This is a genomic window from Sphingomonas daechungensis (assembly GCF_039543105.1).
GTDB classification, from domain to species: Bacteria; Pseudomonadota; Alphaproteobacteria; order Sphingomonadales; family Sphingomonadaceae; genus Sphingomicrobium; species Sphingomicrobium daechungense.
The window spans coordinates 138271-158399 of record NZ_BAABJC010000001.1; the positions used below are offsets into that span (position 1 = coordinate 138271).

Genomic DNA, 20129 nt, shown 5'->3' on the forward strand with positions numbered 1-20129 from the left:
GGGTCGCTTGTCTTCCTTTGGGTTCGGGATTTGAACGCGAGTTAGGCGATGAGCGGCGGGATTTCCACCCCGTCAGCCGCGGCCGATCATTTCCTCGGCATTTGCAAAGCGATAATCCTTGAACCTCTCGCGAAGGCGAAGCTTCGAAAGCTTACCGGTCGCCGTATGCGGCAGCTCGTCGACGAATTCGATTGCGTCCGGCATCCACCAGGAGGCGACATGCTTGCGAAGCTGGTCGCGGATTTCGCCCTCGGTCACCGCGCTGCCATTTGCCCTGACAACGCAGAGCAGCGGCCGTTCGTCCCACTTGGGATGCGGGATACCAATTGCGGCCGCCTCCGAAACTCCGGGGCAGCCGACAGCGGCATTCTCAAGCTCGATAGAGCTGATCCATTCGCCCCCGGACTTGATCACGTCCTTCGACCGATCGGTGATCTGCATGGTGCCGTCGGGATGGAGCACGGCGACGTCACCCGTATCAAACCACTGCTCCTCGTCCGTCGCGTCCTCGGTCGCCTTGAAATAGCGTTTGATGACCCATGGCCCACGGCACTGCAGCCGACCTGAAGACTTGCCGTCACGAGGCTGCACGCATCCCTCGTCGTCGACGATCCGGAGCTCGACTCCGAAGGGAACCCGTCCCTGTCGAGCAATGTATTCGACCTGGTCTTCATCGCTCAGATCGTCGAAGCCCGCCGGAGGCGCCCCGCACGTCCCGATCGGCGACGTTTCAGTCATTCCCCAGGCATGTCCAACCTGAACCCCGCGGTCGCGCAGCCAACGGATCATAGCCCGCGGCGCCGCCGACCCACCAATCGTGACCTGCTTGAGATCGGGGAATGTCTCACCGGTCCGCTCGACATGGTCGATCATGGTCAGCCACACCGTCGGCACGCCAGCGGAATGCGTGACCTTCTCGTCGCGAAAGAGCTGGCACATCTTCTCGGGCCGATAGTCCGACGACATCACCAGCTTTGCGCCGCAGGCTGGAGCCGCCCACGGCACACCCCAGGCATTGGCATGGAACATCGGGACAATCGGCAGGACGACAGCCTGCTTGGACATTCCCATGATGTCGGGAGTCATCTGCGCGAGCGTATGAAGCATCGTCGAACGATGCTCGTAGAGGACGCCCTTCGGATTGCCCGTCGTCCCGCTCGTGTAGCAGAGGCCGATCGGATCCCGCTCGTCGCCATCGACCCAGGCGTAATTGCCATCTTCGACGTCGATCCAGTCGCGGAAACCTGGCTCACCCACCGGGGGATCGAAGCAGATGAAATGTTCGATCGTCGTCCACTTCGGCTTCATGCGCTCCACGATCGGTGCGAACGCACGATCGTAGAGGAGGACGCGATCCTCGGCGTGATTGGCGATATATTCCAGCTGGTCGTCGAACAGCCGGGGATTGATGGTGTGCAGCACGGCTCCCATCCCGGTCGTGCCGTACCAGGAAATCAGATGATACTCGTGGTTCATCGCGAGCGTCGCGACACGGTCACCGCGCTTGATTCCCAGGCGCTCGAGTGCCTGCGCCATCTTGCGCGCGTCGCGAGCCACGTTTCGCCAATTGGTCCGGGTCAGGCGCCCGTCCGCCCAAGCGGTGACCACCTCCCCTTCGCCATGCTCACGTTCGGCGTGGTCGATCAGCCGCGTAACGCGCAGCGACCAGTCTTGCATTGCCCCTAGCTGCACAGCGCTCTCCCAACCGCAGCGCCGGCAGTTTGGACTGTCAGGACGAAACCGACAACTGGTTCGTTATTGCTACGGTCCGCTAAGCTAGAAGGGCAGCTTCATGCCCGGCGGCAACGGAAGTCCGCTGGTGACTTTCTGCATCTCCGAATTGGCTGCCTGATCGGCTTTCGCGCGCGCGTCGTTCAAAGCAGCCGCGATAAGGTCCTCGACCATCGCTTTTTCGGACGGCTGGAGCAGGCTCTCGTCGATGTCGATCCCCAGGATCGTTCCTTTGGCCGTGGCGCGAATCTTCACGAGGCCGCCGCCCGCAAGCCCCTCGACCTCGATGCCATCCAGGCTCTGCTGCGCCCGCTGAAGCTCGGCCTGCGCATTCTGAGCCATTTCCATGATCTTGTTCAGGTCGAGATCGGGCATCTGTCAGGCGCCTTTCGTAGTAGTAAAGGATTCCAGCGTCGCATCCGGGAACGCTTCGAACGCAGCTCGCACGGCCGGATCAGCGAGCACTTCCGACCGAACGCGCTCCTCGGCCATTTTCTCCCGGTCATGCAAGGACGGCTCTCCGGCCTCGTCCGAGAGCGAGACCTGCCATGCCTTGCCAGTTGCCTCCTTGAGCGCGGCGGCAAGGTCACGCGGCCAGTCCGTCCCAAGCGGCCGCATCGGCTTCAGGACGAGTTCCGGGGGAGCGAAGCGCACGAGGCCGACTTGGTCGTGGAGCTGTACTGCGAGCTGATGCTTCCCGCGTGCTTCGAGCAGCGCGACTAGGCCCGGCAAATCTGACGGAACTTGCGCAGTGATTCCGCTCGGTTTCGCCTGCGAAGTGGGTATTACCGGCGATCCAGCCGCCTCCCCCGAGAGGCGGGAGAGGACGCTGGCCGGGTCAGGAAGATCAGCCGCGTGAATCAGGCGAAGGAGCGCCATCATCGCCGCCTCACGCGGGTCAGGCGCGACCTGGACATCGGCAAGGCCCTTCAGGAGCATCTGCCAGACACGATGGATCTGCGCCCAGCCGAGCTGGTTGGCGAGTCTCTCGGCTGCTTCGCGTTGCTCTGCGGGAAGAGCTTCGGGGCTTGCGCCCGCCTTTGTGCGGGTCGCGAGGTGAAGCTCCTCCATCAGCCCACGGACGAGAGACGCCGGGTCGATACCGAGGTCATGCGCTTCGTCGAGATCGGCGAGCGTGGCACCGGCATCACCTGTAAGGACGTGCTCCAGCAGCCGCCGAATGCGTCCCCGATCAGCTAGGCCGAGCATGTCCCGGACCTGTTCCGCGGTAACGGTGCCGCCGCCATGTGCAATCGCCTGGTCGAGGATGGACAGGCCATCGCGTGCCGAGCCCTCGGCCGCGCGCGCGATCATCCGAAGGGCATCGTCCTCGACAGTAACGCCTTCCGCCTTGGACACCTCCGCAAAGTGAGCCGCGAGCTTCTCAGCAGGAATGCGACGGAGGTCGAAGCGCTGCGTTCGCGACAGGACCGTTAGCGGCACCTTGTCGACCTCGGTCGTAGCGAACAGGAATTTCACATGCTCAGGCGGTTCCTCAAGAGTCTTCAACAACGCGTTGAAGGCGTTCTTGGAAAGCATGTGGACTTCGTCGATGATGTAGATCTTGTAGCGCGCATTGACCGAGGCATAACGGACCGCGTCGATGATCTCACGGACATCGTCCACACCGGTGTGTGACGCGGCGTCCATTTCGATCACATCAATGTGTCGCCCTTCGGCAATCGCCTTGCACTGTTCACATACGCCGCACGGATTGATCGTCGGACCGCCGAGCCCATCGGTGCCGACGCAGTTGAGCGCCTTCGCAACAAGACGCGCCGTTGAGGTCTTCCCCACTCCGCGAACGCCGGTAAGCAGGAACGCGTGCGCGATCCGGCCGCGCTCGATCGCGTTGGCGAGGGTTTGCACCATCGCATCCTGGCCGATCAGCTCGGAGAAATTCTGAGGACGATACTTCCGCGCCAGCACGCGATACGGGGATCCGGGAGCCGTTTTGGGCACCTCAGGCAAGTCTAGGCCGAGGCCAAGCGATTCGGGTTCGTCCATCAGTTACGGTTTAGGAGCGCTGAAGGGTCCGCGCCAAGGCTTGAAGGTGGGAGCCGGAACGACCCGAGACGAAATCGTTGTGGCTGCTTCCTTCCGGATCTGACCAGGTTGGCGACAGCCTCGTCCGCCCGACTCCCGCGGCGCATATGGGTCAAGACCCTGGGACACGCAAGGTCGCCACCGGTCATCACTTCATGGATCATTCACGAGAGCTGCAGAATGTCGCAATGCCCGAGCCGGAGACTTCCGCATGCTTCTTCTCGCCTTGATTCCTTTTCTCGCATCCGCAGCGCAGGCAGAGGAACCGTCCGATCCTATCGTCGTCACGGCATATCCCTGGGCGCCGTTCATCAGCCCGATGGGTGAGCCGTTCCGATCACGCGGGCCTGATGATGATCCGTTTGTACGCTGGTTCTACCAGGTAGACCGGAATCGTGACGGAGTGCTGACCTCCGACGAGATGCGTATCGACGCAGACACGTTCTTCGCCAAGATTGACGCCAACCAGGACGGCAGGATCGATTCCGAGGAACGCATGGCTTACGAAGCCCAAATCGCACCGGAAGTTCAATCTAGCTCGAATTGGAAGCTCACGCACCAGGAAAGCGCCGCACAGCGCCAGTCCGGCGATCACTCCAAGGATAGCGAACGACATCGGCGATGGGCGAATGACATCGACGGATACCAGCCGGACGGCCTCCAGGGAGCGGCCCGCTACGGCCTGCTCAATCTCCCCGAACCTGTTGCTGGCGCGGATGCGGATTTCGACCGATATGTGACGCTGGAAGAGTTTCGGAGCGCCGCCTCATATCGCTTTCAGCTGCTCGACAGCGACCACTCTGGCAAACTGACAATGGACAACCTCAAACCTCTGATTCCTTCCCGGCCGAAGGAAGGAAAGCGCATCAAGCGCCGCAAGAATGCCCCCGACACGAGGATCGGACTCCCCCTGCCGGAGGGGAACTAGGTTCTCGACGACGTCTAGCCGTAAAGCCAATTCTTCGACCCCGCCGGGATGCGGACGTCGAGAGTCTCCATATCCTCGGTCAGGATGATCTGGCAGGCGAGCCGCGACGTTCGCGTCGCGTGCGCCGCAAGATCGAGGAGATCTTCCTCCTCGTCGCTCGCTCGCAGAAGCTTCTCGAAGTCGGCTTTGTCGACGATCACATGGCAGGTCGAACAGGCCATCACACCCTCGCACGCGCCCTCCAGAGGTTGTTTGGCTGCCCAGGCAATGTCGAGCAGGCGCTGTCCCGGCTTGGCCTCGACTTCCTTGTCCAGCGTGCCGTCTGGCTTGTGAAAGCGGATCTTGATCATGCAGCGAGCCCTTGCTGGGCGCGGGCTGCCGCATCGATGCGGTTCAAAGCCTCGATAATTTCTTCTGCGGATGTGTATCGCCCGAACCCGAGCCGGATTGACGAGCGGGCATCACGATCGCTGAGCCCGATTGCCCGAAGCACATGGCTCGGCCGGCCGGAACCGCTGGCGCAGGCACTCCCGAGAGAGAAAGCGATTTCGCGCTCGTCCGCGATGATCCGGGCCACGTCCACGTCCGGCAAACACAGGTTGAGGTTGCCGTGGTAGCGCCGAGTCATGCTTCCGTTGACGGTCCAGTCGGGTAGCGTTGACGAAGCTGCGGTGTTCCACAGTCGCTCGACGTGATCTTGATCGGCTTGCCGCCGTTCCGAAGCTAGCTTGGCCGCTGCGCCAAACCCTACGCACAGTGCGGGCGAGAGCGTTCCCGACCGGATGCCGAGTTCTTGGCCCCCGCCGTGGATGAGCGGCGCCGGCTCGGCACCCTGCCTCATCCATAGCGCTCCAATGCCCTTCGGACCGTGGATCTTGTGAGCCGAGACCGCGACGAGGTCCGGACCTTCGGGAATATCGACGCGGCCAAGCCCCTGAACCGCGTCGCAGAGCATCAACGCCCCGAACTCGTGCGCAAGTCTCGAAATTTCTCCGATGGGTTGAATGACGCCAATCTCGTTGTTGACGAGCATGACGGCGACAATCGCCACGTTCTCATCCACGGCGGCTTTGACGTCGTCCAGATCGAGCAACCCTTCCGAACCGACCGGAAGCCTCGTGACGTCATAGCCCCTGCCTTCCAGCCACTCGCAGGTATCCAGCACCGCCGCATGCTCGGTGGCAACGGTGACAATGCGGTTTCGCCCCTCCGCGCGCCCTAGCGTGCCCTTGAGCGCCCAGTTTAGAGCCTCCGTCGCGCCCCCAGTGAAGGCAATCCGTCCACCATGCAGGCCAATCGCCTCGTCGACCTGCTTGCGGGCCACGTCGATCGCTGCATCGGCTTCTCGCCCCCAGCGCGATGGCGAATGTGGATTGGCAAACTTCTCCTCGATCCACGGCTGCATCGCGTCCGCGACCTCGGGCGCAAGGGGGGTGGTCGCCTGGTAATCGAGGTAGATCATGCGGCCTTGGAAACTGCTCGTTCGCGAATCCGCAGCCATTCGCTGAGAAATCGGTCGACCTCTGCTTCGCCAGTATCCGGGCCGAAGCTCACGCGCACGAAGCAGGAGGCGATCTCGGGCGGCAGGCCCATGGCTTCCAGCACCAGGCTGGGCTTCATGCTTCCCGATGAACAGGCGCTTCCCGCCGACACCGCAATACCGGCAAGATCGAACTGCACCAGCTGCGTTGAGCTAGCGACGCCTGGCATCGCATAAGCTCCGATGATTGAAACCCGCGAGACGTCCGCACCGATCACGACACCACCCGCAGCGACAATTTCATGTTCAAGCCGCGCTCGCAGGCTCTTCAGCCGCTCCATGTCGTAAGGCCGGGCAGCGAGAGCCGCAGCAAATCCTGCGGCGCACGGCACATCCTGCGTGCCTCGGCGATAGCCCTTTTCCTGGCCGCCGACTGGCGCCAGCGTTCCGAGATCCTTGACCAGCAGCACACCAACGCCCGGCGGACCGCCGAGCTTGTGGGCGCACGCAGCGATGAAATCGGCATCCGGCAGCGGGATCTTGCCGGCCCCTTGAGCGCAATCCGCAAGCAGAAGCGATCCCGCAGCACGAATGCGTGGCGCCAGTCGTTCCAGCGGCTGAATGATCCCGGTCTCGTTATTGACCTGCTGAATGGCGATCAGCGTCCGCCCTTCGGCGAGGATTGCATCGAGCGCCTCTTCGTCAATCAGGCCGTTCGATTGAACCGGGATGACCTTTGAGCCCGTGCCCATGGAATGAGGCACGATGGCATGCTCAGTCGCGCCATGGGCTCTGTTCGGCACTCGCGCCCGCCTCGCGGCGATTTCCACAGCCTCACTAGCGCCGGACGTCAGAATGGTCTCACCGCGCCAGCCAAGCACATCGGCAATCGTCCGGCGCGCCTTCTCCAACGAAGAACGAGCGGCACGACCCTCAGCATAGGGCGAATTTGGGTTCCCCCAGGTCCTCAGCGCGTCGGCAATTGCCGCCTGCGCTGCCGGGAGCACATGCGTGGTTGCCGCGTGATCGAGGTGGATGCGAGTCTTACGAGTCAAAACGCCCGGATTTCCTGCAATTGCCAGTTGAAGCGGCACCCCTATATAGGAGCCGCCGCCGCGGTGCACCCGCACTCGCGGCCAACAGTCGTTACGCGAGCTACAAAACATTCATGCCTGAAGTTATTTTCCCAGGGCCGGACGGCCGTCTCGAAGGTCGTTTTCACCCCGGCACACGTCCGCGCGCACCGGTAGCGATGATCCTGCATTCGCACCCGCAAGCGGGCGGCACGATGAACAACAAGATCGTGCAATTGCTCTATCAAACCTTCGTGAAGCGCGGCTTCGCAACCTTGCGGTTCAACTTCCGCGGAGTCGGCAAGAGCCAGGGCACATTCGACAACGGCATCGGCGAACTCAGCGACGCAGCTTCCGCCCTTGATTGGGTGCAGCAGATACATCCGGAAGCGGAGACCACCTGGATCGCCGGCGTCAGCTTCGGCGCGTGGATCGGAATGCAACTCTTGATGCGCCGCCCGGAAATCCGCGGCTTTATCTCCATCGCGCCGCCGGCGAACATGTACGACTTCAGCTTCCTCGCGCCCTGCCCCTCCTCGGGCATCATCATCCAGGGCGAGGCGGACGAAGTCGTGACGCCAAGCGCCGTCCAAAAGCTCGTCGACAAGCTGCGTACGCAGCGGCACATCACCATTCATCACGATACGATCCCAGGCGCGAACCACTTCTTTGCGAACGAGCTCGACTTGCTGATGAAGAGCGTCGACGACTATCTCGACATGCGGCTGGCGACCGACAAGCCGGCGCCTGCGATCACCAAGCGCTAAATCGTCCAGATCAGGACGTTTCCGACCAGCACGGCCGCGGCGACCAGCATGAGGGCGCCGCGCCATCTGGTCGGCTTGGCCATGGCCAGCTTCACTCCGCCGATCGCGAGGAGGAAAGCTGCGATCATCGTGATCGCCAATGCCGCCGAACCAAATCCCTGCAATTCACTGCTCCCGTTTCACTAAGGCTTAACCGCTGCGAGTGCATGACGCCATTCATGCCGACCAATGAGCAGCAGGCGCGCCTCGAAGAGGCATTCGACAAGATCGAGGAAACGATCCTGCCGTGCATCGCAATGATGCTTGAGACCCTGCTGGAAGCGTCGGAGGGCGTCGCAAAGACCGATCCCAAGGTTCTCGCTGCTGAGCTACAGACCTTGGCGGCCGAGCTTGAGGAACTTACTCGCGCGGTCGAACGCAGCAGCCCGGTTCATCTCGAACCTGGAGAGTACAAGACCGCAGCGGCTTAAGCCTGCTCTGCCACGATCTGTGCGTGGAGCACTGGATCGATATTCCCGCCCGACAGAACGACAACGGTTCCTTCCACGGACGCGATTTCGCCTGACAGCAGTGCCGCCAGCGCGATCGCACCACCCGGTTCGACCACGAGCTGATGCTTTTCCCACGCCCATCGTACAGCGTCCCGGACAGCGCCTTCGCTGGCGGTCACCGCTCTCACTTGCCGATCCTGCAGAATTCCGAAGGTGATCGGCGACACGTGGGGCGTTTGCAGCGCATCGCAGAGGGTCGCGGGCGCATCGACTCCCACCGGGACGATTTTCCCCTGGGCCAGCGAGTTTTTCATGTCGTCCCAGCCTTCCGGCTCGACGATGACGATCTCCGCCTCCGGGCAAGCCAATGCGATGCCTGACGCCAATCCTCCACCGCCGCACGGCACGATAATGCGCTTGGGCGCCGTCGGCATTTGCTCGAGGATCTCGAGCCCCGCCGTCCCTTGCCCCGCGACAATGTGCACATCGTCGAAGCTCGGAACGACCGTGCCGCCGGTTTCGCCCGAGATTTGAGCGGCAATTCCTTCGCGGCTCTCGCGATAACGGTCGAAAAAGACGATCTCGGCGCCTTCGGCTCTCGTTCCCTCGACCTTCACGGCCGGAGCGTCTTTCGGCATGACGATGATCGCCGGAATCCCCAGCCGTCTGGCCGCGATCGCCACACCCCGCGCATGATTTCCCGACGAGAAGGCGACCACGCCGCGCTGTCGTTCGTCTTCGGAAAGCTGAAGTAACCGATTGCTTGCACCCCTCAGCTTGAAAGCTCCTCCGGTCTCCAGGCATTCGCATTTGAGCCAGATTCGCTGCCCCCGAACCTCGGATTCGATCAAGGGCGTGCGTTCAATCGAACCGGCAATGCGCTTGCCCGCCGTGATGACGTCCTCTCGAGTGACTTTCTCCGTCTCGCTCAACTCTCTGATTTCCTTGCTGTTTCGTTCAACCGTTGCAGAACGGCGACAAAAGTTCCGCTTCGCGAATTAAGGCTTCCGAAAAATCTTTACTTGAGGGTACCCCCTACATATATCGCGCTCCCGCTGCCCCATGGGACTTCCAACCGCAAGGCAGCTCTTTCGTCGAACTACCCAGTTGGAGGTCCCTTGAGTTGCACAAGCATCATCGCGCGCTGGGGCTAGCTGCCGCCCCTTTCGGCAACCCGGTTGCCGACATCGCAAATAGCCGACCGGTTCAGCCGGTTACGCTTCTCCGCCCGCATGCTGCGCGCCGCGCGGCACGTTTCTTCGTGGACAAGTTCCCTGGGCGGTCGCTGTACGCGGTGAAGGCGAATCCGTCGCCGTCGCTGTTGCAGATCCTGTGGGAAGAAGGCGTCACTCACTACGACGTCGCGTCGATCGGCGAGGTTCGCTTGGTCCACGAGACGCTGCCCGAGGCTGTGCTCTGCTTCATGCACCCGGTGAAGGCCGCCGAGGCGATCGCCGAGGCCTATTTCGAGCATGGCGTGAAGACCTTCAGCCTCGACACGCTCGAGGAACTGGAGAAGATCGTCGAGGCGACGTCAAAGGATGGCGCGGCGGCGACCGATCTCAACCTGCTCGTCCGGCTCCAGGTCAACAACGAGCACGCCAAGCTCAGCCTCGGCGCGAAGTTCGGTGCGCAGGCCGAAGACGTGAAGGCACTGCTCTTCGCCGCTCGCCAGGCCTCCGACGCGCTCGGCATCTGCTTCCACGTCGGCAGCCAGGCGATGTCGCCTGCCGCCTACGCTGAAGCCATGGGCCGCGTTCGTGACGCGATCGTCGAAGCGGCGGTCACCGTCGACATCGTCGATGTCGGCGGCGGCTTCCCGTCGACCTATCCGGGCATGGAGCCCCCGCCGCTCGAGGCCTATTTCGACGTCATCCACTCGACGTTCGAAGCGCTGCCAATCAGCTATTCGGCGGAGCTTTGGTGCGAGCCGGGCCGTGCGCTGTGCGCCGAATATGCGAGCCTGCTGGTCCGCGTCGAAAAGCGCCGTGGCAGCGAGTTGTACATCAACGACGGTGCCTATGGCGCCCTGTTCGACGCGGCGCACATCGGCTGGCGTTACCCGGTCCGGCTCGTGACGGAGCATGAGACGCCGGTTCGCCCGATGGACTTCAGCTTTTACGGGCCGACCTGCGACGACCTCGACCACATGACGGGACCGTTCCAGCTTCCGGGCGACGTTGCTGCCGGCGACTACATCGAAGTCGGAATGCTGGGCGCCTATGGCTGCGCAATGCGCACCGCCTTCAACGGCTTCGGCGCCGAGCGCACCGAGATCGTCGAGGACGAGCCGATGGCGACGCTCTACGGCGGCCAGCTCGCTCAATCGAACGTGGTGACGCTGTAAGGAACCCTCCTCTCCTGCTCGCGTAGGCGGGGAATGGGGTGAGGCTGTCCCCCGCTAACAAAACGACATGCCCTTTTCCGATGTCGAGCCTATAGGCGCGGCAACCATTGGAGCATGACATGACGACCGACACGCTGAACAAGGTTCAGGATGCCGAGCGCATCAACGACACGCGCAAGGCCGAGCTTCTCGCGACGCCGATCGAGCACATCGACATCACCAAGTTCGACGCCCGCCCGATCATCGATTCGATGGGCAAGATGAGCTTCACCAGCCGCGATCTTTCGCGCGCTACGGGCATCTACAACCAGATGCTGGAGGACAAGGACTGCTCGATCATCCTGGTGATTGCGGGCTCGACCTCGGCCGGCGGCTGCATGGATCTCTATGCCGAACTCGTGAAGTCCAACATGGTCGACGCGATCGTCGCTACCGGCGCCTCGATCGTCGACATGGATTTCTTCGAAGCGCTTGGCCACAAGCACTACCAAGCCAATGAAATCCCTGACGATGATACGCTGCGGTCGCTTTACATCGACCGCATCTACGACACGTACATCGATGAGCAGCAGCTGCAGGATTGTGACTTCACGATCGGCAAGATCGCCGACAGCCTGGAGCCGCGCGCCTACTCCAGCCGCGCCTTCATCCGCGAGATGGGCAAGTGGCTGAGCGAGGGTAACGCCAAGAAGCAGGGCAGCCTCGTCCAGCTCGCCTACGAGCATGACGTGCCGATCTTCTGCCCGGCGTTCGTGGACAGCTCAGCCGGGTTCGGCCTCGTGAAGCATCAGGTCGACGCGATGAAGCGGGGCGGCCACTACATGGTGCTCGACGCCATCGCCGACTTCCGTGAACTCACCGACATCAAGATCAAGGCGGGCACTACCGGCCTGCTGATGATCGGCGGCGGCGTTCCGAAGAACTTCACGCAGGACACCGTCGTTTGCGCCGAGATCCTCGGCCATGACGACGTCGAGGTCCACAAATATGCCGTGCAGATCACCGTCGCTGACGTCCGCGATGGCGCGTGCTCCTCCTCGACGCTTCAGGAAGCGGCGAGCTGGGGCAAGGTCTCGACCGCGATGGAGCAGATGGTGTTTGCCGAGGCGACCAGCGTCCTTCCGCTCCTGGCGTCGGACGCCTGGCACCGTGGCGCGTGGCGCAACCGCGAGAAGCGCCGCTTCGCCAAGCTCTTCGACTAAAGATTGCCAACCGTAACGAACTGAAGCAGCCTCCCCTGGAAACAGGGGAGGCTTTTTCATGCACTACAGCCCGATACTCGCGCCCGTGGTGGCACTCGTCGCCTGGACGCTGATCGTCATGTTCTGGATGCTGCTCACCCGCATCCCGGCGATGCGGAAGGCTGGCATTACGTTAGGTACGGCGCGCCGCGGAGGCAGAGGCGCTAACCTGGACGGCGTCCTTCCCGACGATGTCCAGTGGAAATCCCACAACTACAATCACCTGATGGAGCAACCGACGATCTTCTATGCGATCGCGTTGACCCTCGCGCTCATGGATATGGGCTATGGCATCAACGTCTGGCTCGCCTGGGGCTACGTTGGGCTACGAGTGCTCCACAGCATCATCCAGGCGACCGTAAACGTCGTACTCTACCGCTTTACATGCTTTGCCCTGTCGTCGTTCTGCCTGCTGGGCCTGACCGTGCACGCTGGTGCACGCATCCTGCACGACTGCGGGATCCTCTAGCGAGTGAAAGCGGCTGCAAGCTCGACATGGGTCGACCAGCGGAATTGGCCAACAGGTCGCAGCCATTCGAGCCGGTAGCCGCCGTTCACGAGCGATCTCGCGTCCCGGGCGAAGGTCGCAGGATTGCAGCTGACGTAGGCGATCTTGGCCACTGCGGATTTCGCCAGAGCCGCGACCTGCTGTTCAGCGCCCGCCCTCGGCGGATCGAGGACGACGGCGTCAAAAGCACTGAGTTCCGCGGCGTCGAGTGGCCGCCGATAAAGATCGCGATGCTCCGCAGCGATATGCGGAGCGGCTCTCTTGAGAGCCAGAACCGCATTACGCGAAGCCTCTGCGGCATAAACCTTGCCTAAAAGCGCTAGTGCGAATGTCCCCAGCCCCGCAAACAGGTCCGCAGTTCGCTCGGGCTCGCTGGTAGCCTCTAGAACAGCGCCAACGAGCGCGTTCTCCCCGTCATCGGTAGCTTGAAGGAAGCCGCCGACCGGAAATCCAACGGCAACTCCGGAGAGCGTGACCGTTGCAGGAACGGGTTCGTAGAGCGTCTCCGGGCCCAATCCCTGATCGATTGACAGTCGTGCCAGCCCGTGGCGCTCGCAGAATGCCGTGAGCGCCTCCATTGCCTCATACCCTTCAGGCTCCACTCCCTTCAGGAGCAGGTCCAGTCCGCGATCGACCAGCGTCATCTGCACCTCAGCCGTAGCCCGGGGCTGCAACAACCCTCCCAGCAACTTTCGAAGAGGGGCGGCCAGCGCGAACAGCTCCGGACGCAGGATATGGCATTCGCGCATGTCCACGATGCGGTTCGACTTCTCGGCGTTGAAGCCGATCACGGCGCCCTGCCCCGTCATCAGCGTACGGAGGCTCGCACGGCGCCGGCTGTTCGGCGCGGATAGATGCGGTTCGCGGATATCGGTGGCGAGACCGTGCTGAGCCAGCGCCGTCTCTACCCGGGAGACCAAATACTGCAGGTAAGCCTGGTCGTCGACGTGCTGAAGCTGGCATCCGCCGCATTCCGGAAAGTGACGGCATGGCGGCACTTGATGGTGCGGCCCATGCCTCAGGGCGCCGTCCTCCTGAAGGATATCACCGGGAGCTGCGAAGGGAACGTGGGAGCCGTAGTCGGTCACGCCATCGCCCCGTGCAGCGATGCGGATGACGGTCTCAGTCATTCAGGTGGTCGAACGCGCTCGGAATTGCTTCGACCAGGTCGTCGGCGATCATGCCTGAACCCGCGATCTCCGCGGCGCGACCATGGAGCCAAACGGCCGCGCAAGCCGCTTCGAACGCAGCCATGCCGCGTGCCCGCAGAGCTCCAATCATTCCCGACAGCACGTCGCCCGTTCCAGCCGATGCCAGCCAGGTCGGGGCGGGAGGCGCAAAGCCTAGCCGCCCATCTGGCGATGCGACGAGCGTATCCGGTCCCTTGTAGACCACCACGGCCCCGGAACGCCGGGCGGCCGCGAGAGCCCGCTCCGCCTTCGAGCCTTCGAGCTTTCCAAACAGTCGCACGAATTCGCCCTCGTGCGGGGTCAAGACCGCGTCCTGTTCTCGAAGCCGTTCCGGCTCGCCCAGCTGCGCGATGGCATCCGCATCGATGACCTTCGGTGCATGAGAAGTGAGTGCCAGACTCAGAACCTGCGGCAAGTCTCCCATCCCCGGCCCAACGACAAGGCAGCCGATCCTTTCGTCATTGATTTGACCTATATCGGTCTGGACGATGGCGTACGGCAGGCCTTCGATCGATCGCGAGGTACTCACACGGACGTAACCCGCACCCGAACGAGCCGCCGCCTTAGCTGACAAGGCGATCGCGCCGGGCATTTTCCCTGCCAGCAGGTGGACCAGCCCGCGGCTGTACTTATGCGCCTCAGGATCGATCTGCGGCAAAGCCGAGCGGCCGATTTCCGACCAATCGCTTCCCGCAGCGACCCCGATATCCGCAAGGACGACACGTCCGCACCTTTGCATTGCCGGCATCAACCGATGGGCGGGCTTGAGAGCGCCGAACGTGACCGTCATGTCGAAGTCTGGAATCTCGCTCAGCATTACGCCGCTATCGCTGTCGACACCGCTTGGCACATCACACGCGATGCGTGTTTGAGCGCCTCGGTTCAGTCTGGAAAACTGTTCTAGTAGAGAAGCCTCTAGTCCACACCTGAGTCCGGTTCCGAATAGAGCATCAATGACGAGAGGCGCAGGATCTGTGCTTCCCCCCAGTATCTCCACCTGACCAGGCCACCGCCCACGGGCCCACTTCCCAGCCTCGCTTTTCGGCTCGGAGCTCGCGGCAACGCGAACGGCCACTCCCCGTTCGGCAAGATGGCGGGCAACGATATAGCCGTCTCCGCCGTTGTTCCCCGGTCCGCAGAGGATCAACGCCGGCATCTTCCCAACAAATCCGAACGCTGCTTCGGCGAGGGCAGCCCCGGCGCGCTCCATCAAAGTTTCGACCGGAGTTCCCGCGTCGATCGCACGCTTCTCAGCGGCGATCATCGCCTCCGTCGTCAGGATCGGTCTGCAAGTCATCCTGCGCGCGCTTAGCGCAGATAGGTCGCCAGCCGCCACCATTCCCGCGGGACGGCGATTTCGGCATGATCCCTGGCATCCTCGCTTTCGAACAGGGCGAAACAAGTCGCACCGCTCCCCGACATTCGTGCGAAGCTGACGCCGTTCTGAACTGAGAGCCACGCCAGGACCGTCCCAACGAGCGGCACCTGTTCGATGGCGGCCACCTCGAGGTCATTCCTGCCTGCGCGCCAATCGCCGAGAGGGCCCTTATCCTCCCCGTTCCAAGCTGCGAATACATCGGCAGTCTTGAGCTCAACCCGCGGATTCACGAGCAGAACGGGTGTGCCGCTGACGCCTGCGTCCACGGGCACCAGCTCATCCCCCGCCCCATCTCCCCTGACACTCATGCTTAGCAAACAGGCAGGGACGTCCGCGCCGAGGCCAGGCGCAACGGCACTCGCATGCGCAGGATCGATGCTCCACAATCGCGTCAGCAAACGAAGCGCGGCGGCCGCGTCAGCCGATCCTCCACCAATGCCTGATGCGACTGGGAGACTTTTGGTTAGCGTAAGCCTAGCGCCCCGATCGGTCCCGGCATGCTCACGAAGCGCGTTGGCGGCGCGAAGAGCCAAATTATCGGCAGGATTGCCAAGATCGCCGGCGAATGGGCCTCGAACATCAAGAGACAAGTTGTCGGCGTCAGCGGCGGACAACTCGTCACCATCTGTGCAGAAGGCAAAGATCGTTTCGATCCGGTGGCGTCCGTCGGGCAACTTGCCACGAACATGCAGCGCGAGGTTGAGCTTTGCCGGCGCCGGCTCGCAATATTCCGTCAAGGCGCGGCGTTCGCCGGAGTCAGGCCATTGTCGAGCTTGGCCTTGAGACGGACCGCGTCATCATTCTCCGCAGTAATGAGCGCTGCGGACCAGGAATAACGCGCCTCGAACTTGTTGCCGGCCTTGTAGAGGGCGTCGCCAAGATGCTCGTGGATCTCCGCCTGTGCCGGATCGCCCTTCGCGGCGCGGGTCAGGATTTCGATCGCCTCCTTTGTCCTCCCGCGCTTGAAAACGGCCCAGCCGAGCGAATCCGTGATCGAAGCATCGTCAGGAGCAAGCGCGCTGGCCTTGCGGATCATCGCCTCGGCCGTGTCGAGGTCTTCGCCACGTTCCAGCTTCGCATAACCCAGGAAATTCAGAATGATTGGCTGGTCCGGAGCGAGGGCAAGCGCTTGGCCAAGGAGATCGCGCGTTTCCGGCCAATGGTTCGCCTCCTCCAGAGACGTCGCCTCGAGGAACAGCAACGGCCAACGCTCTTCGGGTTTGGCATTGGGGCCAAGCATCTGGACCGCGCGGTTATACGCACCGGCGCTCTCTTCATAGCGCTTCAAATTGGAGAGGACGTCGCCAAGTCGGGCGTAATCACTCACCCCAGCGTTCGCAGCGGAAGCGGACTTCTGCGCGACCTGGAGGGCCTCCGCATCCCGATCCGCACTGACTAGCGAGCGCACCTCCGTATCGCGGGCCTGGGCCGCGAGCGGATCCGCAGCCGGGATCCCCCGGAGAACCCCAATTGCTTCATCCGCACGGCCACGCTGGCCGAGCATCAGGCCGAGCGTATGGGCCGTCGCGCTGCTCTCGGGCGCAGCGTAACGAGCGACCTGCGCGAACGACACAGGAAGCTTCTCGTTGCGCATACGGTCGAATTCGACGGCGATGAAATCGAGCAACTCGGCAAATGCCCGCCGGCTATTGTCGATGCGAATGCTCGACGACTTGCCTTGCAGGACCTTTTCCGCGGCCGGTGCGGCGCCCCTGTTCAAGCCCTGAAGGATCGTCTGGGCCCGATCCTTGTCTCCTGCGGCAACCAAGGCGTCCGCGAAAGCGAGACGCATGCGGAGCGAGCGGATGCCGCCGCCTTTCAAGGCCTGGTCGATAAACGGCTGAGCTTGTGCGGTTCGGCGGAACTTGATCAGGATGAGAGCGCGGTTCTCGGGTTCCAGGGCAGCCAGCAGGTTGTTTGGAGCCACGCCGTCCAAGGCCGCAATCGCCTTTGCCTCGTTGCCCGCATCGGCCTCGACCCATGCCTCGAGGAACGGCCCAGCAAATCCGACGTCTCCTGCCTCGGTCGGTTGCCGCAGCAGAGCGAGCGCGAGCTTGTTGTCGTTGGACCGCAGTGCCTCGGCAACCTGCAACATGCGCGCTTCGATCGGCGTACTTGCCGCAGGAAGGCTGCCAACGAGCTTCAGTGCCAACTTCATGTCGCCGGCGCTGATCGCCTGGGCCAGCGCTTCCCTGACCACTGGCTGGCTCGACGGGTTCGTGTCCGCCAGTTGGGCAAGGAGCTGCGCGGATCGGGCATGATTGCCATCGATCGCCGCCGCCCGACCTTCGAGATAGATTCGGGAGGCATTCGAAGTGGCAACGGCTCCAGCAGGCGCCGACGCGGCTGAAGCGATCAGCGCCAGCGCGACGGTGGTGACCCTACATGTTCGGGTAATTCGGCCCTCCGCCGCCTTCCGGGGTGACCCAGTTGATGTTCTGGGTCGGGTCCTTGATGTCGCAGGTCTTACAGTGGACGCAGTTCTGGGCATTGATTTGCAGCCGGGGCTTTCCGTTCGGTTCTTCGACAAACTCGTAGACGCCCGCCGGACAATAACGCTGTTCGGGCCCGTCGTAGAGCGCCAAATTCACGTCCACGGGTACGGTCGCATCCTTTAGCGTCAGGTGAACGGGCTGGTCTTCCTCATGGTTCGTGTTCGACAGGAACACCGATGTCAGACGATCGAAGGTCAGCACGCCATCCGGCTTCGGATAGTCGATTTTCTTGGCTTCGCTCTTCCTACGAAGCGTCGTGTTGTCGGCCTTGTGCTTCAGCGTCCAGGGCAGTCGAATGCCCAACTGGCCCAACCAGATGTCGAAACCCGCATAAAGCGTCCCAAGCAGGCCGCCGAAATGCGCTACCGCGGGCTGGGCGTTGCGCACCATCCGCAATTCCTTGTCGATCCAACTGGAGCGGACGGAGGGCTCGTAAGCTTCGAGAAGGTCACTGGACCGGTCCTTGCAGAGCGCGTCGAACGCGGCCTCGGCGGCCAGCATCCCCGACTTCATCGCCGTGTGCGTGCCCTTGATCCGGGGCACGTTCACGAACCCGGCCGAGCATCCGATCAGGGCGCCGCCGGGGAAAGCGAGCTGGGGAATGGCTTGCCAGCCCCCCTCATTAATGGCGCGGGCGCCGTACGACAGTCGACGGCCGCCTTCGATTTCGGCGCGAATGGCCGGATGCGTCTTCCAGCGCTGGAATTCCTCGAACGGCGACAAATAAGGGTTCGAGTAATCGAGGGCGACCACGAAGCCCAAGGCGACTTGGTTGTTCTCCTGATGATAGAGAAATCCGCCGCCCCAGGCGTCATCCAGGGGCCAGCCCTGCGAATGAATGACTCGTCCAGGCTTATGCTTGTCAGCAGGAATCTCCCACAACTCTTTGACACCCAGACCGAAAACCTGTGGTCCGGACTGATCACGCAGCCCGAATATGCGGGTCAGTTCCTTGGTCAGACTGCCGCGGGCACCCTCCGCAAAGAACGTGTACTTGGCATGCAGTTCCATACCTGGCTGGTAGTCCGGACGGTGTGAGCCATCGCGAGCAAGGCCCATGTCGCCTGTCGCGACGCCCTTTACCGAGCCGTCCTCGTTGAACAGCACTTCGGCGGCCGGAAATCCTGGAAAAATCTCGACGCCGAGTTCCTCGGCCTGCCCGGCCAGCCAGCGGCAGAAATTCCCAAGACTGAGGGTGTACGTCCCTTTGTTCCGCATGAACGGTGGCAAGGCGACATGCGGCATGCCGAACTTGCCGGTTTTCGACAGGACCCAGTGGTGATTTTCAGTGACCGGGACGGTGAGCGGCGAGCCTTTGTCGTTCCAGTCGGGTATGAGCTCAGTGAGGGCCTTGGGGTCGATTACCGCACCGGACAAAATGTGTGCCCCGACTTCGCTGCCCTTCTCGAGGATGCAGACCGAGATCTCGCGCCCGGCCTCGGCGGCAAGTTGCTTCAGACGGATCGCGGCGGACAAGCCGGCAGGCCCCGCGCCGACGATCACCACGTCATAGGCCATGGATTCGCGTTCGCTCATCGTTCCCCTCGTCGCACAGGCAGGGCGCCTCGCCCACGACAGCCCTGCTTTTCCTTGACCGCGCCGTCAATGCTAGTGGAGAATCCGTGGCATGGGTGGGGAGCACGACCGTTTGAGCGCGGCCGAGGCTGCCAGCGTGCTTGGCTGGTGGCTGGAAGCTGGCGTCGATGTCGCAATTCAGGAGCAGCCGCGCGCGTGGCTGGGCGCGGCGGCCGCTTCCACGCCGGAGGCGCACGTCATTGACGCATCTGAATCCATTGAAGAAGTACCCGCCAGCCTTGACGCATTCCGATCCTGGCTCGGTGAAACTCCCACTCTACCATTTGCGAAAGCCCATTCGCGTCGAGTGCTTCCCATTGGGGCGGAGGCGGCCGAGATCATGCTTCTGTTCGACATGCCGTCGGCCGAAGACGTGGCGGAGGGCCAGCCGATCGCTGGGCCTGCTTGGGAACTAACCGAACGAATGCTGGCAGCCATCGGCTTCAACGCGGAGCAGGCGTATGTCGGAAACATCTCCTGCGTTCATACTCCCGGATCGCGCCTCACGGCGGCGGAGCTGGAAGCTTGCGCGGCGATTGCCCGGCGACAGATCGCACTCGCAAAGCCCAAGAGACTTCTCCTGCTCGGAGATGGCCCCAGCAAGGCACTTTTGGGCAAGCCCGCGGCGGCAGCCCGCGGCCACGTTCACAAAATCGAAGGGGTGCGCACGGTAGCCACGTTCCACCCGCGGTTCCTGCTCGACCGGCCATCGAACAAGGCACTCGCGTGGGGCGACCTTCTGCTTCTGATGGAGGACGAAGTTTGAGCATCCACCTAATTCTTGCAGCAGCCGCGGCAGCGGCCACGCAGGGCCAGGCGTCGGACCCGCTCGCTCCGCTGCCGGCTCAACCGGCGGTCAGCCCTCCTGCCATCCTCGTT

General features: G+C 62.7%; 20 protein-coding genes and 1 other RNA gene. 7 read left to right on the plus strand and 14 right to left on the minus strand.

Features of this window, described 5'->3' with window-relative positions:
• Positions 1 to 72 precede the first annotated feature (72 nt).
• The 4 genes from ABD928_RS00700 to ffs form a co-directional block, all read right to left on the minus strand.
• Positions 73 to 1677 carry a long-chain fatty acid--CoA ligase gene (locus ABD928_RS00700; RefSeq protein ID WP_345165127.1) on the minus strand — a complete coding sequence of 535 codons (1605 nt, stop codon included), beginning with the start codon at positions 1675 to 1677 and terminating at the stop codon, positions 73 to 75.
• Positions 1678 to 1776: 99 nt separating this feature from the next.
• The gene (locus ABD928_RS00705) at positions 1777 to 2106 is read right to left on the minus strand and encodes a YbaB/EbfC family nucleoid-associated protein (protein ID WP_187714059.1); all 330 of its coding nucleotides are present in this window, start codon (positions 2104 to 2106) and stop codon (positions 1777 to 1779) included.
• 3 nt (positions 2107 to 2109) lie between these two features.
• Positions 2110 to 3738, minus strand: a complete 1629-nt coding sequence (locus ABD928_RS00710; RefSeq protein WP_345165130.1) for a DNA polymerase III subunit gamma/tau — start codon at positions 3736 to 3738, stop codon at positions 2110 to 2112.
• 42 nt (positions 3739 to 3780) lie between these two features.
• Positions 3781 to 3878, minus strand: an RNA gene (gene ffs / locus ABD928_RS00715) — signal recognition particle sRNA small type.
• 110 nt (positions 3879 to 3988) lie between these two features.
• Here ffs and ABD928_RS00720 point away from each other — a divergent pair.
• Positions 3989 to 4705, plus strand: coding sequence for a hypothetical protein (locus ABD928_RS00720; RefSeq protein ID WP_345165133.1), 717 nt, complete (start codon positions 3989 to 3991; stop codon positions 4703 to 4705).
• 14 nt (positions 4706 to 4719) lie between these two features.
• On the opposite strand, the gene ABD928_RS00725 is transcribed toward ABD928_RS00720, so the two are convergent.
• The 3 genes from ABD928_RS00725 to ABD928_RS00735 are packed head-to-tail and all read right to left on the minus strand — an operon-like array spanning position 4720 to position 7240.
• A complete protein-coding gene (locus ABD928_RS00725; protein ID WP_187714061.1) occupies positions 4720 to 5055 on the minus strand; it encodes a 2Fe-2S iron-sulfur cluster-binding protein in 336 nt (111 codons plus the stop codon).
• Positions 5052 to 6167: a cysteine desulfurase family protein gene (locus tag ABD928_RS00730; RefSeq protein ID WP_345165138.1), complete on the minus strand. Its 1116-nt coding sequence runs from the start codon at positions 6165 to 6167 to the stop codon at positions 5052 to 5054. Before ABD928_RS00730 ends, ABD928_RS00725 begins: the two co-directional genes overlap by 4 nt.
• Positions 6164 to 7240: a cysteine desulfurase family protein gene (locus tag ABD928_RS00735; RefSeq protein ID WP_345165141.1), complete on the minus strand. Its 1077-nt coding sequence runs from the start codon at positions 7238 to 7240 to the stop codon at positions 6164 to 6166. The genes ABD928_RS00730 and ABD928_RS00735 overlap by 4 nt, the downstream gene beginning before the upstream one ends.
• A 113-nt stretch (positions 7241 to 7353) precedes the next feature.
• On the opposite strand from ABD928_RS00735, the gene ABD928_RS00740 reads away from it, so the two are divergent.
• Positions 7354 to 8025: an alpha/beta hydrolase gene (locus ABD928_RS00740; RefSeq protein WP_345165144.1), complete on the plus strand. Its 672-nt coding sequence runs from the start codon at positions 7354 to 7356 to the stop codon at positions 8023 to 8025.
• Here ABD928_RS00740 and ABD928_RS00745 read toward each other — a convergent pair.
• Positions 8022 to 8189: a hypothetical protein gene (locus ABD928_RS00745; protein WP_223276161.1), complete on the minus strand. Its 168-nt coding sequence runs from the start codon at positions 8187 to 8189 to the stop codon at positions 8022 to 8024. The two genes, ABD928_RS00740 and ABD928_RS00745, sit on opposite strands and share 4 nt — an antisense overlap.
• Positions 8190 to 8231: 42 nt before the next feature.
• Here ABD928_RS00745 and ABD928_RS00750 point away from each other — a divergent pair, with 42 nt between their 5' ends.
• A complete protein-coding gene (locus ABD928_RS00750; protein WP_345165148.1) occupies positions 8232 to 8495 on the plus strand; it encodes a hypothetical protein in 264 nt (87 codons plus the stop codon).
• Here ABD928_RS00750 and ABD928_RS00755 read toward each other — a convergent pair.
• Positions 8492 to 9448 (minus strand): threonine ammonia-lyase, encoded by a 957-nt coding sequence (locus ABD928_RS00755; RefSeq protein ID WP_345165151.1) that lies wholly within the window; start codon positions 9446 to 9448, stop codon positions 8492 to 8494. The genes ABD928_RS00750 and ABD928_RS00755 overlap by 4 nt on opposite strands.
• Positions 9449 to 9639: 191 nt before the next feature.
• On the opposite strand from ABD928_RS00755, the gene ABD928_RS00760 reads away from it, so the two are divergent.
• From ABD928_RS00760 to ABD928_RS00770, 3 genes are all read left to right on the plus strand, one after another.
• On the plus strand, positions 9640 to 10863 hold the full coding sequence (locus ABD928_RS00760) for a type III PLP-dependent enzyme (protein ID WP_345165154.1): 1224 nt from the start codon (positions 9640 to 9642) through the stop codon (positions 10861 to 10863).
• Positions 10864 to 10982: 119 nt separating this feature from the next.
• Positions 10983 to 12065, plus strand: a complete 1083-nt coding sequence (locus ABD928_RS00765; protein ID WP_187714063.1) for a 1,9-bis(guanidino)-5-aza-nonane synthase — start codon at positions 10983 to 10985, stop codon at positions 12063 to 12065.
• A gap of 58 nt (positions 12066 to 12123) precedes the next feature.
• Positions 12124 to 12573: an MAPEG family protein gene (locus tag ABD928_RS00770; protein ID WP_187714064.1), complete on the plus strand. Its 450-nt coding sequence runs from the start codon at positions 12124 to 12126 to the stop codon at positions 12571 to 12573.
• Here ABD928_RS00770 and ABD928_RS00775 read toward each other — a convergent pair.
• From ABD928_RS00775 to ABD928_RS00795, 5 genes are all read right to left on the minus strand, one after another.
• Positions 12570 to 13742 (minus strand): class I SAM-dependent RNA methyltransferase, encoded by a 1173-nt coding sequence (locus tag ABD928_RS00775; RefSeq protein WP_345165158.1) that lies wholly within the window; start codon positions 13740 to 13742, stop codon positions 12570 to 12572. The genes ABD928_RS00770 and ABD928_RS00775 overlap by 4 nt on opposite strands.
• On the minus strand, positions 13735 to 15141 hold the full coding sequence (locus ABD928_RS00780; protein WP_345165161.1) for an NAD(P)H-hydrate dehydratase: 1407 nt from the start codon (positions 15139 to 15141) through the stop codon (positions 13735 to 13737). Before ABD928_RS00780 ends, ABD928_RS00775 begins: the two co-directional genes overlap by 8 nt.
• Positions 15111 to 15917: a 4-(cytidine 5'-diphospho)-2-C-methyl-D-erythritol kinase gene (locus ABD928_RS00785; RefSeq protein ID WP_345165164.1), complete on the minus strand. Its 807-nt coding sequence runs from the start codon at positions 15915 to 15917 to the stop codon at positions 15111 to 15113. Before ABD928_RS00785 ends, ABD928_RS00780 begins: the two co-directional genes overlap by 31 nt.
• Positions 15914 to 17380, minus strand: coding sequence for a tetratricopeptide repeat protein (locus ABD928_RS00790; protein WP_345165167.1), 1467 nt, complete (start codon positions 17378 to 17380; stop codon positions 15914 to 15916). The genes ABD928_RS00785 and ABD928_RS00790 overlap by 4 nt, the downstream gene beginning before the upstream one ends.
• A 181-nt stretch (positions 17381 to 17561) precedes the next feature.
• Positions 17562 to 19211, minus strand: coding sequence for an electron transfer flavoprotein-ubiquinone oxidoreductase (locus ABD928_RS00795; protein ID WP_345165170.1), 1650 nt, complete (start codon positions 19209 to 19211; stop codon positions 17562 to 17564).
• 91 nt (positions 19212 to 19302) lie between these two features.
• On the opposite strand from ABD928_RS00795, the gene ABD928_RS00800 reads away from it, so the two are divergent.
• On the plus strand, positions 19303 to 20016 hold the full coding sequence (locus ABD928_RS00800; RefSeq protein WP_187714067.1) for a uracil-DNA glycosylase: 714 nt from the start codon (positions 19303 to 19305) through the stop codon (positions 20014 to 20016).
• Positions 20017 to 20129 lie beyond the last annotated feature (113 nt).

Excerpts from the sequence above, each read along its gene's own strand:
- ABD928_RS00720 (WP_345165133.1), top strand. The coding sequence starts at position 3,989 with ATGCTTCTTCTCGCCTTGATTCCTTTTCTCGCATCCGCAGCGCAGGCA.
- ABD928_RS00725 (WP_187714061.1), bottom strand. The coding sequence starts at position 5,055 with ATGATCAAGATCCGCTTTCACAAGCCAGACGGCACGCTGGACAAGGAA.
- ABD928_RS00795 (WP_345165170.1), bottom strand. The coding sequence starts at position 19,211 with ATGAGCGAACGCGAATCCATGGCCTATGACGTGGTGATCGTCGGCGCG.
- ABD928_RS00800 (WP_187714067.1), top strand. The coding sequence starts at position 19,303 with ATGGGTGGGGAGCACGACCGTTTGAGCGCGGCCGAGGCTGCCAGCGTG.
- ABD928_RS00740 (WP_345165144.1), top strand. The coding sequence starts at position 7,354 with ATGCCTGAAGTTATTTTCCCAGGGCCGGACGGCCGTCTCGAAGGTCGT.
- ABD928_RS00730 (WP_345165138.1), bottom strand. The coding sequence starts at position 6,167 with ATGATCTACCTCGATTACCAGGCGACCACCCCCCTTGCGCCCGAGGTC.
- ABD928_RS00770 (WP_187714064.1), top strand. The coding sequence starts at position 12,124 with ATGCACTACAGCCCGATACTCGCGCCCGTGGTGGCACTCGTCGCCTGG.
- ABD928_RS00700 (WP_345165127.1), bottom strand. The coding sequence starts at position 1,677 with ATGCAAGACTGGTCGCTGCGCGTTACGCGGCTGATCGACCACGCCGAA.
- ABD928_RS00780 (WP_345165161.1), bottom strand. The coding sequence starts at position 15,141 with ATGGTGGCGGCTGGCGACCTATCTGCGCTAAGCGCGCGCAGGATGACT.
- ABD928_RS00775 (WP_345165158.1), bottom strand. The coding sequence starts at position 13,742 with ATGACTGAGACCGTCATCCGCATCGCTGCACGGGGCGATGGCGTGACC.
- ABD928_RS00750 (WP_345165148.1), top strand. The coding sequence starts at position 8,232 with ATGACGCCATTCATGCCGACCAATGAGCAGCAGGCGCGCCTCGAAGAG.
- ABD928_RS00765 (WP_187714063.1), top strand. The coding sequence starts at position 10,983 with ATGACGACCGACACGCTGAACAAGGTTCAGGATGCCGAGCGCATCAAC.
- ABD928_RS00710 (WP_345165130.1), bottom strand. The coding sequence starts at position 3,738 with ATGGACGAACCCGAATCGCTTGGCCTCGGCCTAGACTTGCCTGAGGTG.
- ABD928_RS00705 (WP_187714059.1), bottom strand. The coding sequence starts at position 2,106 with ATGCCCGATCTCGACCTGAACAAGATCATGGAAATGGCTCAGAATGCG.